The 15,154-nt window shown below is 69.5% G+C and carries 16 protein-coding genes; 5 read left to right on the forward strand and 11 right to left on the reverse strand.

Features of this window, described 5'->3' with window-relative positions; all coding sequences use genetic code 11:
* Positions 1–318: cytochrome d ubiquinol oxidase subunit II (locus VN779_RS14850; RefSeq protein WP_325723587.1), on the reverse strand; the 318-nt coding region annotated here is incomplete at its 3' end.
* Positions 315–1,706, reverse strand: a complete 1,392-nt coding sequence (locus tag VN779_RS14855) for a cytochrome ubiquinol oxidase subunit I (RefSeq protein ID WP_325723589.1) — start codon at positions 1,704–1,706, stop codon at positions 315–317. The genes VN779_RS14850 and VN779_RS14855, both read right to left, overlap by 4 nt.
* An 89-nt stretch (positions 1,707–1,795) precedes the next feature.
* Here VN779_RS14855 and VN779_RS14860 point away from each other — a divergent pair, with 89 nt between their 5' ends.
* The 3 genes from VN779_RS14860 (at position 1,796) to map (ending at position 3,802) form a co-directional block, all read left to right on the forward strand.
* Positions 1,796–2,167: a BlaI/MecI/CopY family transcriptional regulator gene (locus VN779_RS14860; RefSeq protein ID WP_325723591.1), complete on the forward strand. Its 372-nt coding sequence runs from the start codon at positions 1,796–1,798 to the stop codon at positions 2,165–2,167.
* A gap of 76 nt (positions 2,168–2,243) precedes the next feature.
* The gene (locus tag VN779_RS14865) at positions 2,244–3,023 is read left to right on the forward strand and encodes a M56 family metallopeptidase (RefSeq protein ID WP_325723593.1); all 780 of its coding nucleotides are present in this window, start codon (positions 2,244–2,246) and stop codon (positions 3,021–3,023) included.
* An 11-nt stretch (positions 3,024–3,034) separates the two neighbouring features.
* Positions 3,035–3,802, forward strand: coding sequence for a type I methionyl aminopeptidase (gene map / locus VN779_RS14870; protein ID WP_325723595.1), 768 nt, complete (start codon positions 3,035–3,037; stop codon positions 3,800–3,802).
* A gap of 51 nt (positions 3,803–3,853) precedes the next feature.
* Here the strand turns inward: map and VN779_RS14875 are convergent, their stop codons facing one another.
* From VN779_RS14875 to VN779_RS14905, 7 genes are all read right to left on the reverse strand, one after another.
* Positions 3,854–4,018 carry a hypothetical protein gene (locus VN779_RS14875; RefSeq protein WP_325723597.1) on the reverse strand — a complete coding sequence of 55 codons (165 nt, stop codon included), beginning with the start codon at positions 4,016–4,018 and terminating at the stop codon, positions 3,854–3,856.
* Positions 4,019–4,133: 115 nt separating this feature from the next.
* Positions 4,134–5,654, reverse strand: a complete 1,521-nt coding sequence (lysX, locus tag VN779_RS14880) for a bifunctional lysylphosphatidylglycerol synthetase/lysine--tRNA ligase LysX (protein ID WP_325723599.1) — start codon at positions 5,652–5,654, stop codon at positions 4,134–4,136.
* An 86-nt stretch (positions 5,655–5,740) separates the two neighbouring features.
* Positions 5,741–6,529, reverse strand: a complete 789-nt coding sequence (locus VN779_RS14885; RefSeq protein ID WP_325723601.1) for a type III pantothenate kinase — start codon at positions 6,527–6,529, stop codon at positions 5,741–5,743.
* Positions 6,530–6,629: 100 nt separating this feature from the next.
* Positions 6,630–7,526, reverse strand: a complete 897-nt coding sequence (gene nadC / locus VN779_RS14890) for a carboxylating nicotinate-nucleotide diphosphorylase (RefSeq protein ID WP_325723603.1) — start codon at positions 7,524–7,526, stop codon at positions 6,630–6,632.
* Positions 7,523–9,343: an L-aspartate oxidase gene (locus VN779_RS14895; protein WP_325723605.1), complete on the reverse strand. Its 1,821-nt coding sequence runs from the start codon at positions 9,341–9,343 to the stop codon at positions 7,523–7,525. The genes nadC and VN779_RS14895 overlap by 4 nt, the downstream gene beginning before the upstream one ends.
* Positions 9,340–10,197 (reverse strand): pantoate--beta-alanine ligase, encoded by an 858-nt coding sequence (gene panC, locus VN779_RS14900; RefSeq protein ID WP_325723607.1) that lies wholly within the window; start codon positions 10,195–10,197, stop codon positions 9,340–9,342. The genes VN779_RS14895 and panC overlap by 4 nt, the downstream gene beginning before the upstream one ends.
* The gene (locus VN779_RS14905; RefSeq protein WP_325723608.1) at positions 10,194–11,150 is read right to left on the reverse strand and encodes a Rossmann-like and DUF2520 domain-containing protein; all 957 of its coding nucleotides are present in this window, start codon (positions 11,148–11,150) and stop codon (positions 10,194–10,196) included. The genes panC and VN779_RS14905 overlap by 4 nt, the downstream gene beginning before the upstream one ends.
* Positions 11,151–11,295: 145 nt before the next feature.
* Here VN779_RS14905 and VN779_RS14910 point away from each other — a divergent pair, with 145 nt between their 5' ends.
* On the forward strand, positions 11,296–12,546 hold the full coding sequence (locus VN779_RS14910; RefSeq protein ID WP_325723610.1) for an FUSC family protein: 1,251 nt from the start codon (positions 11,296–11,298) through the stop codon (positions 12,544–12,546).
* Between the two features lie 37 nt (positions 12,547–12,583).
* On the opposite strand, the gene VN779_RS14915 is transcribed toward VN779_RS14910, so the two are convergent.
* Both VN779_RS14915 and VN779_RS14920 read right to left on the reverse strand, forming a co-directional pair.
* A complete protein-coding gene (locus VN779_RS14915; RefSeq protein ID WP_325723612.1) occupies positions 12,584–13,300 on the reverse strand; it encodes a response regulator transcription factor in 717 nt (238 codons plus the stop codon).
* Positions 13,301–13,334: 34 nt separating this feature from the next.
* Positions 13,335–14,519 (reverse strand): sensor histidine kinase, encoded by a 1,185-nt coding sequence (locus VN779_RS14920; protein ID WP_325723614.1) that lies wholly within the window; start codon positions 14,517–14,519, stop codon positions 13,335–13,337.
* An 88-nt stretch (positions 14,520–14,607) separates the two neighbouring features.
* On the opposite strand from VN779_RS14920, the gene VN779_RS14925 reads away from it, so the two are divergent.
* Positions 14,608–15,154, forward strand: a 547-nt coding sequence (locus VN779_RS14925) for an SAM-dependent methyltransferase (RefSeq protein ID WP_325723616.1), incomplete at its 3' end; no start/stop codon positions are given.

Raw genomic sequence — 15,154 nt, forward strand, 5'->3', positions numbered from 1 at the left:
CGCCGCGCCGCGCAGCACGATGCCGATGAGGGCTAAGCCCAGCGGCAATTCCAGCGAGGTGGCAATGGTCCCGAACGCGGTGGGGAAGGCGCTGAAGACGCTGACGATCACGAAGATCAGCCAGACGTGGTTGGCCTCCCAGACCGGGCCGAGTGAGGCGGCGATCAGGCTGCGCTGTCCCTCCGGATCGCGCTCCTTCTTCCCGCTCCAGCCCGCCACCAGGTCCCAGAAGCCGCCGCCGAAGTCGGCCCCGGCGAGGAGTGCGTAGGCGAGCAGGCTCAGCACGATGATGACGAGCATCGCGTTCACGGCGGTCACCGGGTCACCTCCAGAGCGGGCGTGGGCTCGACGTCAGGTCCGGACTCGGGCCCAGGCTCAGGGCCAGGCTCGGCGAGTTCTGGCGGAGCGCCGCTGGCGAGTCTGCGCAGGATAAGGATCAACGCGACGGCCAGGCCGAGGTAGATCAGGATGGTGGCGAGTAGTGCCCAGCCGAGCCCGGTGCTCTTGGTGGCGGCGTCGGCGACCAGCATGTGCTGGTAGACGATCCAGGGCTGCCGGCCACCCTCGGTGACCTCCCAGCCAGCCAGCATCGCGAGCATCGCGGCAGGCCCGCTGAACGCCGCGGCCCACAACCAGCGCTTGGTGTGCGCGATCCGTGGCACGATTCCGCGCCTGCGGCTGCGCCACCAGCGCCATGCGCCCCAGGCCGCGATGAGCAGGATCGCCGTGCCGAGGCCGACCATCGTGTCGAAGGCGAGGTGTACCACAGCCGTCATCGGCTGCTGATTCGCCGGGGTCTGATCCAGCCCGGGGACTACCGCGCCGGGCTTGAAGTCCAGCAACAGGGAGAGGCCGTCCGGGATCGGGACGCCGCCGACGAGCTGATGCGTCTGGCTGTTGTAGAACCCGCCGACGGTCAGCGGCACGTGTCCGGACGTGTAGTAGTGCCCTTCCATCGCGGCCAGCTTCGCCGGCTGCGTCGTGGCCACGTCGCGCGCCGCGAAATCGCCGATGAGCAGCTGAATCGGGGCCAACGCCAGGATGGCCGCCATACCCAGATTCAGGCCCTTGCGATGGTATTCATCGCGGCGCCCACGCAGCATCCCGATCGCGTACACCGCGGCCACCGCGCCACCGGTGCACATCAGCGCGGCGACGAACATGTGGGTGACCTCGGTCCACGAGGTGGAACTCGAAAAGACGGCCCACGGATCCGCGGTGATCTTTCCGTGCGAGATCCCGAGCCCGACCGGATGGTTCATCCACGCGTTCGCCATGACGACGAAGAGCGTGGAAAGCGTGCCGGAGATGGCGATCGGCCACAGCACCAGCCAATGCGCACGGCGGGAGAGCCGCTTCCAGCCGTAGAGATAGAGGCCCATGAAGATCGCCTCGGTGAAGAAGGCGAAGGCTTCGAGCGTGAACAGCAGGCCGATCGCGCCACCGTAGGTGGACATGAAGGTCGGCCACAGCAACCCGAACTCGAAGGAGAGCACGGTGCCCGAGACCGCACCAATCGCGAAAAGCACCGCCATGACCCGAGCCCACTTGCGGGTCAGCGCTTGCCAGGCCGGGTCGCCGGTCTTTAGCCAGCGCCGCTCGGCGTAAAGCAGCAGCCAGGGCAGGCCGACCCCGAAGACGGCGAACATGATGTGGAAGGACAGGGACAGCGCGGTCTCAACCCGCGCCACGACGAGCCCGGACAATGTCGGCTCCCCTCGGCCCCGTGAGGCGTGTGTCACTCCAGCCAACTTCTACGTTCAGTAGAAGTTCTTTCGGCACTAGAGTAGACCTCATGGCTAGGCTCGGCGAACTCGAACGCGCGGTCATGGACGTGCTGTGGAACACACCCGAACCGGTGGCTGCCACCCGGATCGTGGAGGAGCTGCCACGCGAGCACGCCCCCGCGATCACCACGATCCTGACGGTGCTCGACCGCTTGGGCGGCAAGGGTTTCGTCACCCGGCAGCGGCACGGCCGCGCCTACCGCTACTCCGCCACGACCAGCCGCGCCGAGCTGATCGCCAGCACCATGCTCGAAGCGCTCGGCACCACCAACGACCGCCGCTCGGCCCTGGTCCACTTCGCCGGCTCGGTGTCGGAGGAGGAGAAGGCGCTGCTGCGCGAGCTGCTTGAGGAAACCCCCGCCAGTTCGTCGAACGCCTGAGCGCGGCGGCCGTGGTCACGCACGTCCCGGCCGGCCGGAAAGCTGAGAGGCCGGTTCTCCCGGAGGGGTTCGGGCGATGTGGCTGATCGCCGCCGCTGCCTGCGCCGTCATCGCGGTACTGCTCGCCTGGCCGGTGCCGAACGCGTTGTGCACGGCCCGCTGGACGCGCCGCTCCCCGCGCACCGCGATCGCGCTGTGGCAACTGGTCGGCCTCGTCGGCGGGCTCAGCGCGATCAGTGCTCTGCTTCTGGTCGGCTTCGCGCCGCTGCGCCGGGATTTGGCCGGGATCAACCTGATCGCGCTGGTGCTGGCCGCGCTGCTGTTCTCCTGGCTGTTCGGGGTGCTGGCCACCTCGGCGGTGCGGATCGAGCGGCACCTGCGCCGCCAGCGCACCGTGGTGGACCTGCTCGGCCGGGCCGAGGCTGACGGCGTGCGTGTGCTCGACCATCCGGAGCCGCTGGCCTACTGCCTGCCCGGGCCGCAGCCCCGCATCGTGATCACCGACGGCGTGCTCGCCGCGCTGCCGCCGGAGGAGCTGGCCGCGGTGCTGGCGCATGAACGCGCGCACGCGAAGGGCCGGCACGAACTGGTCATCCAGCCCTTCGTGGCCTGGCAGTCCGCGCTGCCCTTCCTCGCCCCGGCCCGGCGTGCCACCGCCGCCGTCGCCGAACTGGTCGAGATGCTGGCCGACGACGCGGCCGCCGAAGTGACCAGTCGGCTGACCGTGGCCCGCGCACTGGCCAGAGTCGGCGCGGGGCGTCCGCCGGGCGTCACCTCCCCAGACCGGGCCGACGGCGCGGTCTCCGACGCGGCGGCGCCGGCCTCGGTGCTGGCGCGGGTACGCAGACTCACCTGAAGGGAAGAACCGTGGTCGAACTCAAGACGCCCGGCGAGATCGAGGCGATGCGCGCCGCCGGGCGGGTCGTCGCCACGGCCCTGGCCGCCGTTCGCGAGCGGGCGACGGTCGGCACGAAGCTCACCGAGCTCGACGAGGCGGCCCGCGAGGTGCTGCGGTCGGCCGGCGCCAGTTCACCGTTCCTGGGCTATCAACCGCGTTTCGCGCCAATCCCGTTCCCGGCCGTGATCTGTACGTCGGTCAACGACGCCGTGCTGCACGGCATCCCGACCGGTTATCGACTCGAGGAGGGCGATCTGCTGAGCGTCGACTGCGGGGCGACGCTCGACGGCTGGACCGGGGACTCGGCGATCTCGTTGATCGTGGGGCGGGAGCAGGCGGAAGACCGGCGGCTGATCGACACGGCGTACGCGGCGTTGGATGCCGGGATCGCCGCGGCGGTCGTCGGCGCGAAGATCGGAGACATCTCGGCCGCGATCGGCGCCGTGGGGCGTGCCGGAGGTTATGGCATCAACACGGACTTCGGCGGGCACGGCGTCGGGCACACGATGCACGAGGACCCGTCGGTGCCCAACGAGGGCCGTCCCGGACGCGGGCTGAAGCTGCGGCCCGGCCTGGTCATCGCGATCGAGCCCTGGTTCCTCGGCGGCGGCAAGGACGAATACGTGGCCGATGACGACGGCTGGACCTTGCGCAGCGCGGACGGCAGCCGCACCGCGCACGTCGAGCACACGGTCGCGGTCACGGATAAGGGCCCGGTGATCCTTACCGCGCTGTAGTCGGCTCTAGGGCGCGGCAATACGTCCGGCTGCGGGAGTTCTTTCGGCGTATCAGCTCTTTTGAATGCGCGGATCCGCTTCCTCAGCGGCGCGCTCACGAGCCTTGGCTGCCGCGCGGCGCTGCGGATTCTGCGAGCGCAGGATCGTGACGACGAGGGCGACGAACGCGATCGCCACGATCAGCGGAATGACCAGGGCTTCAAGGTCGTTGACCACTGCTCGCCACACCTCCGCGGCTCATCTTGCGCGTTCCCATTCAGCGCACCGGGCGCCCGATGCCGTCCTGAACGGATGCTGTCCTTTTACTACTGTGCCACTCGCCTGCTCGGCGCTACGCCCCGGGTCGCACCAGCGGGAAAAGGATGGTCTCCCGGATGTTCTTGCCGGTCAGCATCATGATCAGCCGGTCCATGCCCATGCCCATGCCACCGGTCGGCGGCATGCCGTACTCCAGCGCGCGCAGGAAGTCCTCGTCCAGCTGCATCGCTTCCTCGTCCCCGCCCGCGGCCAGCAGCGACTGTGCGGTGAACCGCTCGCGCTGGTCGATCGGGTCGGTGAGTTCGGAGAAGGCGGTGGCCCGCTCGGTGCCCAGGATCACCAGGTCCCACTTCTCCGCGACACCCTCGATCGAGCGGTGCTTGCGGGCCAGCGGCGAGACCTCGGTCGGATAGTCCATGACGAAGGTGGGCGCGACGATGTTCTCCTCGAGCAGCCGCTCGATCATCTCCAGCACGATCTGCCCGTGGCCCCAGTTCTGCTCGTAGGGCACATCGGCCTTGTTGGCCAGCTCGCGCAGCCGCTCCACCGAGGTCGCCGGAGTGATCTCCTCGCCGAGCCGCTCGGAGATGCCCGGGTAAACCGAGATCTCCGTCCAGGGCTCGGATAGGTCGATCTCGTGCTCCGTGCCGTGCGCGTCCAGACCACGAATGATCGTGTTGCCGTTCACGGCCATTGCCGCGTTAAGAATCAGACGGCGCGTTAGATCGGCCTGCGTGCGGTAATCGCCATAGGCCTCGTAGCACTCGATGGTGGTGAACTCGGGGTTGTGCGTGGCGTCCGCGCCCTCGTTACGGAAGAGCCGACCGACCTCGAAGACCCGCTCCGCGCCGCCGACGATCAGCCGCTTGAGCGGCAGCTCGGTCGCGATGCGCAGGTACAAATCCATGTCGTAGGCGTTGATGTGGGTCTGGAACGGACGCGCGTTCGCTCCGCCGTGCACGGTTTGCAGCACGGGGGTCTCGACCTCGATGTAGCCCTCGGCGTGCATCGTGTCGCGGATCGAGCGGATCATCGCAGCCCGCTTGCGCATCATCGAGCGCGCGTCCTCGTTCACGATCAGGTCCACATACCGCTGCCGCACCCGCGCCTCCGGGTCGGACAGGCCCTTGTGCTTGTCCGGCAGCGGACGCAGGCACTTGGAGGTGATCTCCCAGGAGCCGACCAGGATCGACAGCTCGCCGCGCCGCGAGGTGATCACCTCGCCGGTGACGCCGACGTGGTCGCCGAGGTCGATGTCCGTCTTCCAGTCGGCCAGCGACTGCGCGCCGACCCGGTCGAGCGAGACCATCAGCTGGATCTCCGCCTCGGCCTCACGGACTGTGGCGAAGCACAGCTTGCCGCCGGTGCGCGAGAGCAGCACCCGTCCGGCGATGGACACGGTCTCGCCGGTCGCGGTGTCCGGGTCCAGGCCCTGGTACTTCTCGCGCACCTCGGCGATCGTCCCGGTACGCGGATAGCCGACCGGGTACGGATCGGCGCCGCGCGCCTTGATCCGGTCCAGCTTCTCCCGCCGGACCCGCATCTGCTCGGGTTCCTCGGACTGGGGGCTGCTGGCGGTCGGCTCGTCGCTCATGGGCACAAGGATAAGGGGCGGCGGGAAACGGATTTGCCGCTTCCCCGGTGGCCGGGACCGGCCAGCGTGCAGCTGTTCTTAGGCGCTCAGGTCGTGCTGATGTTGCGCTCGTAGACCAGGCGTAGCCCGATCAGCGTGAGCCAAGGCTCGTGCGCGTCGATGACCTCGGCCTCCTCGAGGACCAGTGGGGCGAGACCGCCGGTGGCCACGACCGTGACGTCGTTCGGGTCGTCGGCCAGCTCGTCCGCCATCCGATTGACCACGCCGTCGATCTGTCCCGCGAAGCCGTAGAGGATGCCGGCCTGCATGCACTCGACCGTGTTCTTTCCGATTACCGAGCGCGGCCTGGCCAGCTCGATCTTGCGCAGCTGCGCGCCGCGGGCGCCGAGTGCGTCCACTGAGATCTGGATGCCGGGGGCGATCGCGCCGCCGATCCACTCGCCGCGCGCCGAGATCGCGTCGAAGGAGGTAGCGGTGCCGAGGTCGACCACGATGCACGGCGAGCCGTACAGGTGCACCGCCGCGAGCGCGTTGATGATCCGGTCGGTGCCGACCTCCTTGGGGTTGTCCACCAGCACCGGCATCCCGGTCTTCACTCCGGGCTCGACCACGAGCGAGGGGATGTCGCCGTAGTAGCGGCGGATCATGTCCCGCATCTCCTGGAGCACGGAGGGCACCGTCGAACACAGCGCTATTCCGTCCACGCCGCCGTCGCCGACCAGGGGGTGATTGTGCATCAGACCTTGGAGCAGCACGGCGTGCTCGTCCGCGGTGCGCTGAGGATCGGTGGACACCCGCCAGTGCTCGACGATCTCCTCGCCCTCGAACAGGCCGAGCACCGTCTGGGAGTTTCCGATGTCGATCGTGAGCAGCATGGCTGGGGCTCCGGTGGGGAAGACGCCGGGAGGTTTCGGCAGGGTGCGGTCGGCAGGGTCTGTTGAGCGTGGGTGGTACGGCGGTGCGGTCGGCGGTTGCTCAGCTGGTGCGGAAGTCGCAGCCGACGTCCAGGATCGGCGCGGAGTGGGTCAGCGCGCCGACGGAAAGATAGTCGACTCCGGTCTCGGCGGCGGCGCGGGCCAGGTCCAGGGTCAGCCCGCCGCTCGCCTCGAGCCGGGTGCGGCCGTACGGCTCGTTGCGGCCGACCAGCAGCACCGCGGCGCGCATCCGTTCCGGGGTGAAGTTGTCGAGCAGTACCAGCTGCGCCCCGGCCTCGACGACCGGCAGCAACTGGTCGAGCGTATCGACTTCCACCTCGATTGGCAGCTCTGGGTGACGCTTGCGGACCGCTTCGAAGGCCTCGACGACGCCGCCGGCCGCGACCACATGATTGTCCTTGACCATCGCGGCGTCCGACAGCGACATCCGGTGGTTCACCCCGCCGCCGCACCGGACCGCGTACTTCTCCAGTTTGCGCAGGCCGGGCGTGGTTTTGCGGGTGTCGCGGATCTTCGCTCCGGTGCCCTCGACCGCGTCGACCCAGCGGCGGGTCACGGTCGCGATACCGGAGAGGTGGCACAGCAGGTTGAGCGCGGTGCGCTCGGCGGTCAGCAGGTCGCGGACCCGGCCGCGAGCGGTGAACAGCACCGTGCCGGCCTCGACCCGCGCGCCGTCCTGGATGTGGAACTCGACCTGCGCGGAGCCGCCGGACACCAGGTCTAGCACCGCGGCGGCGACCGGGATTCCGGCCGCGACGCCCGGGGCGCGGACTGTGAAGTCGGCGACGGCCTGTGCGGACTCGTCGACGGTGGCGACCGTGGTGACGTCTTCGCCGCCGTCTAGGTCCTCTTCGACGGCGTTACGCACGACCCGCTCGACGTATTCGGGGTCGAGTCCCGCGTCAGCGAGCAGCTGCGCGATCTGGGACGAGATCACCGGGCCTCCTCTTTCCGGGTTGCGGACACGGTGTTTTGATCAGACGCAGCGTTTTGATCGGACGCAGCGTTTTGATCGGACGCAGCGTTTTGATTAGACGCAGGGTTTTGATTAGACGCAGCGTTCGAATGAAACGCAGTGCGTAGTCCGGGCGCTGCGTGTGAATCTGACGCTGACGGCACGGGGACACGCGTGATCTGCACACCTTCCGCCGTCGCCTGCGCGACCTGACGCACCCGCCAATGCTCGTCGTCGGCCAAGGGGAAATCCTCCCGCCAGTGCGAGCCGCGCGTCTCCTCGCGGCGCGCGGCAGCCTCGGCGAGCACCGTGGCCACCTGCTGGAGGTTAGTCGCCTCCCAGGCCTCCGCGCGCGGATCGTCGTCGGCACGATCCAGCAGAGCGCGCAGGTCGGCGGCAGTACGCGCCAGCGAGTCCGCGCTGCGCAACACGCCAGCACCGGCACTCATCGCGTGCTGCGTCGCGTGCCGCACCGAGGGGTGCAACAACACCTGCGGCCGTTGGTCGTCCACCGGTTCGCCGGGTACCGGGTCCCCCTCGGGGCCGAAGGCGCGGACCAGGTCGTGACCGATCCGGTCGGCGAAAACCAGGCCCTCCAGCAGCGAGTTCGACGCCAGCCGGTTCGCTCCGTGCACTCCGGTGCAGGCGGTCTCGCCGCAGGCGTAGAGGCCGGGGATCGAGGTGCGGCCCCAGTGATCTGTGAGCACGCCGCCGGAGGCGTAGTGCTCGGCCGGGGCCACCGGGATCAGATCGGTGACCGGGTCGATGCCGAGCTGGTGCAGCGATTCCCAGATGGTGGGGAAGCGCCCGCGCCACTTGTCCTCGCCGAAGTGCCGCGCGTCCAGCCACAGGTGGTCAAGCCCCTGCTCGTTGGCTCGTCGCATGATCGCCTTGGCAACGATGTCGCGCGGCGCGAGGTCGGCCAGCTCATGGATGCCGGTCATGAACCGCTCGCCCTTGGCGTCCACCAGGAACGCGCCTTCGCCGCGCACCGCCTCGGAGATGAGCTGCTGCTGGCCGCGCGCTCCGTCGCCGAGCCAGAGCACGGTCGGGTGGAATTGCACGAATTCGAGGTCGGCGACCTGCGCCCCGGCGCGCAGCGCGAGCGCCACGCCGTCACCGGTGGCCACCGATGGGTTTGTGGTGGCCGTGAACACCTGACCGAGGCCGCCCGTGGCCAGCACGATGGCGCGGGCGCGCACCGCGCCGACACCGTCGCGCGCGCCTTCGCCGAGCACGTGAAGCGTCAGCCCGGCGGCGCGGCCGTGCGCGTCGGTGAGCAGGTCGAGCACGAGGGCGTGATCGATGACCTCGACCTCGTCGACCAGCTGGTCCAGCCGGGCCAGCAGTGCGCGGGAGACCTCGGCGCCGGTCGCGTCGCCGCCGGCGTGAATGATCCGGTCCGCGTGGTGCCCGCCTTCGCGGCCCAGCGCGATGCTGCCGTCCGAGCGCCGGTCGAACTCGGCGCCCCGGTTGATCAGCAGGTTGCGCACCGCCGCCGGGCCCTCGGTGACCAGGATCCGCACCGTCTCCGGGTCGCAGAGCCCTGCGCCGGCCGTCAGCGTGTCGGCCAGGTGCGCCTCAGGGGTGTCGCCGATGCCGAGCGCGGCGGCTATCCCGCCCTGCGCCCAGCGGGTTGAGCCGTCTGAGGGCTGCGCCTTGGTGACCAGCAGCACCGAGCCCGCGTGCCGGGCGGCCAGCGCGGCGGTGAGCCCGGCGATGCCGGAGCCGACCACCACGGTGTCGGCATAGGCGGTCCAGCCGGGCGCGGGGGCCAGCAGTCTCGATATGCGGGTCATGTCGCCTCACCGGTGATGGTCAGCGGGACATTGTCGATGAGCCGGGTCGTGCCGACTCGCGCGGCCACCGCGAGGATGGCGTTGCCGGTGTAGTCGTCCCGGAATTCTTGAAAGTTTCCCGGGTCGACCAGCGCGAGGTAGTCGAGGACGAGCGGCGGGTCGGCGTGCGCCGCCTCGTCGAGCACTCGGCGGGCGGCCGCGAGCACGGCGGTCACGGTCGGCTGGGTCGCGCCTTCGGCCAGCGCCCGGCTGAGCGCGAGCGCGGTCTGCCGCTGCGCGCCGGAGAGGTAGCGGTTGCGGCTGGAAAGTGCCAGGCCATCCGGTTCACGCACGGTGCGCACGCCGACGATCTCCACCGGCAGATTGAAGTCCAGCGCCATCCGGCGGATCAACGCGAGCTGCTGGGCGTCCTTCTGCCCGAAGAAGGCGACGTCCGGGGCGGTCAGGTTCAGCAGCTTGTTGACGACGGTGAGCATCCCGGCGAAATGGCCGGGCCGGAAGGCGCCTTCGAGCACCTCCCCCATCGGGCCCGGATCGACCATGACCATGGGCGTGCCACCGGGATAGACCTCCTCGACCGCGGGGGCGAAGACCACGTCGACATCAGTCGCCTCGCACAGCTTCAGATCCTGGTCGAGGGTGCGCGGGTAGCGCGAGAAATCCTCGGTCGGGCCGAACTGAAGCGGGTTGACGAAGATGGTCACGATCACGGTCTTGGCCGCCTGCCTGGCCGCCTGGATCAGCGCGAGGTGCCCGTCGTGCAGCGCGCCCATCGTCATCACCACGGCCGTGTCGCCGAAGCGTCCGGCGCGGGCCGCCTCGAGGTCGGCGCGGGTGTGCACCACCCTGGTCACTGGCCTTCTCCCTTCGAGCGCGTTTCGCTCAGCACTCCCAGCAGCGGCTCGGCTTGTTCGGCGGTGAGCATCCCGGCCGCCAGCGCCCGGTCGGCGGTCAGCCGCGCCATCGCCAGGTACGCGGCGCGCACCGGGCCGTGCGGCGTGACCCGGTCCAGCTCTTCGAGGTGGGCGGCGACGGTGCCCGCATCGCCACGCGCCACCGGTCCGGTCAGCGCCGCGTCCCCGGACCGCAACGCGTTGTCGAGCGCGGCCGAGAGTAGCGGCGCGAGCATGTGGTTCGGCTGGTTCACCCCGCTGGCACGCAACAGGTCGGCGGCCTGAGCGACGAGGGTGACCAGGTAGTTCGCGCCGGCGGCCAGGGCGGCGTGGTAGAGCGGGCGGTGCTCCTCGCCGATCCACTCCGGCTCCCCGCCCATTTCCACCACGAGCGTCTCGGCCATTGGCCGGAACTGCTCGGGCGCGGTCACCCCGAACGAGCAGCCGGTCAGCCGGGCCAGGTCCACCTCGGTGCCGGTGAACGTCATCACCGGATGCAGCGCGAGCGGCAGCGCTCCGGCCCTACGCACCGGGTCGAGCACCGCGATCCCATATCGGCCGGACGTGTGTACGACTACCTTGCCGGGTTGGATCACACCCGTCGAGACCAGGCCGGTGGCGAGTTGCCCGAGCGCGTCATCGGGCACGGTAAGCAGCAGCAGCTCGGCCTGCGTCGCCACCTCCTGCGCGGGCAGCAGCGGAACGCCGGGCAGCATCTCGGCGGCGCGGCGACGGGAGCGCTCTGAGACCCCGGACGCGGCGACCACGCTGTGCCCGGCGCGCGCGAGGGCGGCGCCGAGCACCGGGCCGACCCGGCCCGCGCCGATGATGCCCACCGTGAAACGGCCAGGACGGGACGTCGTGGCAGCGTCCGGCGGCTGCCCTGGCAAGCCGTCCACGCCCTCACCCCTCATCCGCTTTCCGTTCCAGTCCCGCAAAGGTCGGGTACCAGACGTGGCATAAGCGTACGCGCCCGCGGCGACAGACGCTGTCGACGATCTGTTGTCAGCCACCGGACGACACTCCCGTCCTGCCCGGCGATGCAGGACAATGGTGATCATGTCGGGTGAGGAAGGCCGATATGTCGCTGCCCTGGTCAACCGGGCCCGCGACCGGATCAACCTGGGCTCACGCTGGCCGCTCGGCCCGACCCTGCGCGCGTACCGGCTGCACGGCTTCGAGCATTGGCTGATCCGCGAGCGAGACGCCTTCCTGCAGACCGCGAAGGCGGCGCTGGCCGCGGCGCTCGCCTGGGAGCTGTCCGCGGAGCTGCTGCGGGTGCGCGATCCGGTGCTCGCATCGGTCGCCGCGCTGGTCGTGGTGCAGGTGACGCTCTATCAGTCGGTGCGCCGGGCGATTCAGTACAGTGCCGGGATCGTCGCCGGAATGGTCGGCGCGCTGGCTATCGGACGCTACCTGGGCGTCAACATGCTGACGATGTCGCTGATCGTCGTCTTCGGCCTGGTGCTGGGCCGCACCCTGCAATTGGGCACGCAGGTCACCCAGGTCGCGGTGACCGGCCTGCTGGTGCTGGCCTTCGGCAGCAGTTACGGACTGATCCGGGTACTCGACAGCGTCATCGGCGCCACGATCGGCGTCTTGGTCAACATCGTGGTCGCGCCGCCGGCCTTCGCCAGGACCGCGGCCAAGGAGCTGGCCGATCTGGCCGACGACCTGGCCGCGCTGTGTGGCTCGGTGGCCAAACGGTTGCGCGGCGATTGGGACCACGACCAGGCCCGCAGTTGGCTGAGCCGCAGCCGGGAACTGGCCGCCTCCGCCCGCGCGGCCCGCAAGATCGCCGAGCAGGCCGAGGAGTCGCTGAAGTACCACCCGCGCAGGTCGACCCATCTCGACGACGTGCATCGGGTCGACGAGGCCGCCATCGCGCTCGACCACGTCGCCACGCAGCTCAACAGTCTGATGCGCGGTTTGTCCGACCTCACCGCGGAATTCGCCGGCATCCCCAGCGCGCACCGGTCGCTTCCGCCCGAGCTGGCGCAGTTGCTTGATGACTCGGCAAAGGCGCTGAACGCGTTCGGCCGGCTGCAACTGCCGGACAAGGCCAGTCCGCGCGTTTACGAGGAACTCAGCCGGCTGATCAAGTCCTCGAAGCCGCATGCGCGCGAGGCGGCTCAGGCGATGCACCCGGACGACGACGCGCCGACGATGCTGTGGTCGATCCACGGCGCGCTGCTCGACGATTCGCGTCGGATGCTGCGTGAACTCGACCCGGATGACGGTCCGCACCGAGAGGGCATCCCAGCGGAGCTACGCGCCTATTCGGCACACCCATCTCGGCAGCCGGTATAAGGCACCTGCCGGCACGTTACGCGCCGGTTATGGCGCCCTAGCGCGGTCCAGGACGAACCAGACCGGTCTCGTACGCAAGGACGACTGCCTGAACCCGGTCACGCAGGTCCAGCTTCATCAGAATCCTGCCGACATGCGTCTTCACGGTCGCCTCGGAAAGCACCAAGCGCGCTGCGATCTCCGAGTTGGATAGGCCCTGCGCGACCAACCCGAGCACTTCCCGCTCGCGCTCGGTGAGAACGGACAGCGTCGGCGGCGCGGGCGCGCTGGTGGACGGCAGCATCGGCGCGAAGCGATCGAGCAGCCGCCGGGTCGTCGAGGGCGCGACGACGGCGTCGCCGCTGTGCACCGCCCGGATCGCGGACAGCAGTTCGGTGGGCGGGACGTCCTTGAGCAAGAAGCCGCTCGCCCCGGCCTTGATCGCGGCGAACGCGTATTCGTCGAGGTCGAAGGTGGTCAGGATGAGCACCTTCGGGTGCGAGCCGGCGAGTGTGGCCGCGCCGCCGTCACCGAGCAGCCGGCGCGTCGTCTCCACGCCGTCGAGCGCGGGCATGCGGACATCCATCAGCACGACGTCGGCGTCCACCTGCGCGAGAAGTTCGAGCGCGGAGATGCCGTCCGCCGCTTCCCCGACGACCTCCATGTCCCGTTGCGCGTCCAGGATCATGCGAAATCCGGTGCGCAGCAGTTCCTGATCGTCCACGAGCACGACCCGGATCTTCGCGCCCTCGCGCGTCATCGTGCCTTCGGCCATCGTTCGCCCCTCGCTGTTCAGGCTGCGTCGCTGTTTACGCTGCGTCGCGGATCAGCGCGGCGCGGTACGGCAGTACGGCCTCGACTTGGTAGCCGCCTTCGAGCCGTGGACCGGCTTGTAGCGCTCCCCCGTACATCGCCACCCGTTCCTTCATCCCGGTCAGCCCGTTGCCCTTGCCGTCGGTCAGGGCAGCGGCGCCCCGGCCGTCGTCGCGGACCATCATCCGCAACTCGTCCTCACCGTAGTGCAGCGAGACCTGGGCGCTCACGCGCGGACCGCCGTGCTTGCGAGTATTGGTCAGCGACTCCTGCACAATGCGGTACGCCGCGAGCGCCATGCCTTGAGGCAGCGGCACCGGTACGCCTTCGACCTCGAAGTCGACCGCGATGCCGGTCGCGCGAACCTGCTCAAGCAAGTCCTCTAGTTGATCAACGCCCGGCTGCGGCGCGCGGTCCGCAGCATTGCCTTCCGATCGCAGGACACCGATCAGCCGGCGCATTTCGGCGAGCGCGGACCGGCCGGTCTCGGCGATAGTCCCCAGCGCTCGACGGGTCGTCTCCGGCGAGGTGTCCAGCGCGTACGAGGCGCCCTCCGCCTGAACGACCATGACGGAGACGTGGTGCGCGACCACGTCGTGCAGTTCGCGTGCGATACGGGCACGCTCGGCCGCAGCGCCGATCTGTGCCTGCTGGTCCCGTTCTCTTTCCAACCGCCGTGCCTTGTCTTCCAGGTCGAGGTAGTAGGCGCGCCGGTACCGCATCGAGTCACCGAGCACCCAGGCGATGATCAGCGGAGCGGCGAACACGCAGTAGACGAACATCCATTCATAGGAAGAAACGTGCTGCCGCGCCGGTGCGGTGACCCATTGGTTGAGCGCGACGCCGACCCCGATCATCCCGACGCCGAGGCCCACGAGAGAAAGTCGCCGCGGGCGGTACGCAGCGAATGCGTACATCGCCATAGGCACGGCCAGCGCCGACACAGTCGGCCGGTAACCCAACAAAGCTTCGACCGCGCCGAAGAAGTAGACGGCCCAGAACGAGACCGACGGGAACCGGCGGCGGAAGAGCAGCGGTGCGCCGATGAAGACCCCGGCGAGGGCCGGGATGAACGGATTGCGCTCGAACACGGAGATCACGCCGAAGAACACCAGGAAGGCCGCCATCACCCCGTCGACCAGCGTCGGGTGTCTCTGGAGCCATACGTACACGCGCGTCACGACACGAGCGTACGAAATCCTCGAGGTCCTGCCCATGCGCCGCCGGGGCGAACTATTGGCTCATCCCGCAGCGGTACGGTCTCATCCCATGGTGGGACGCATGCAGGGACATACGCCGCAGGCCGAGTCCGGATTCCTCCCCTGGTCGCTCGCGATGCAGCGGGCGCTGTACGGTCCGGACGGGTTCTATCGGGCCGGCGAGGGCCCGGCCGCGCACTTCAGGACGTCGGTCCATGCCTCGCCGCTCTTCGCGGCGGCCGTGGTGCGACTGCTGCGCGAGGTCGATGCGGCGCTGGGCCATCCGGATCCAATCACGCTGGTCGATGTGGGTGCCGGTCGCGGTGAACTGCTGGACGCCGTCCGCACCCAACTCAACGGCCCGCCGCAGCCCGACGACACCCTCTCTCAGCGCCTGCACCTCGTCGCGGTCGAGGTCGCCTCCAACCCCGAGAATCTGACTTCTGCTATCGAATGGCGTAACGAGCCACCCTCCAGCGTCACCGGTCTGCTCATCGCCAACGAGTGGCTGGACAATGTCCCCTGCGATGTCGCCGAGTCCACTCCGGACGGCTGGCTGCTCGTCGAAGTCGCTGCCGATGGCACCGAACGGCTCGGCCTCGAACCCAGCGCGGACC

Origin of the sequence: Actinocrinis sp., assembly GCF_035605935.1 — a bacterium.
In the GTDB taxonomy this organism is placed as follows: Bacteria; Actinomycetota; Actinomycetes; order Streptomycetales; family Catenulisporaceae; genus Actinocrinis.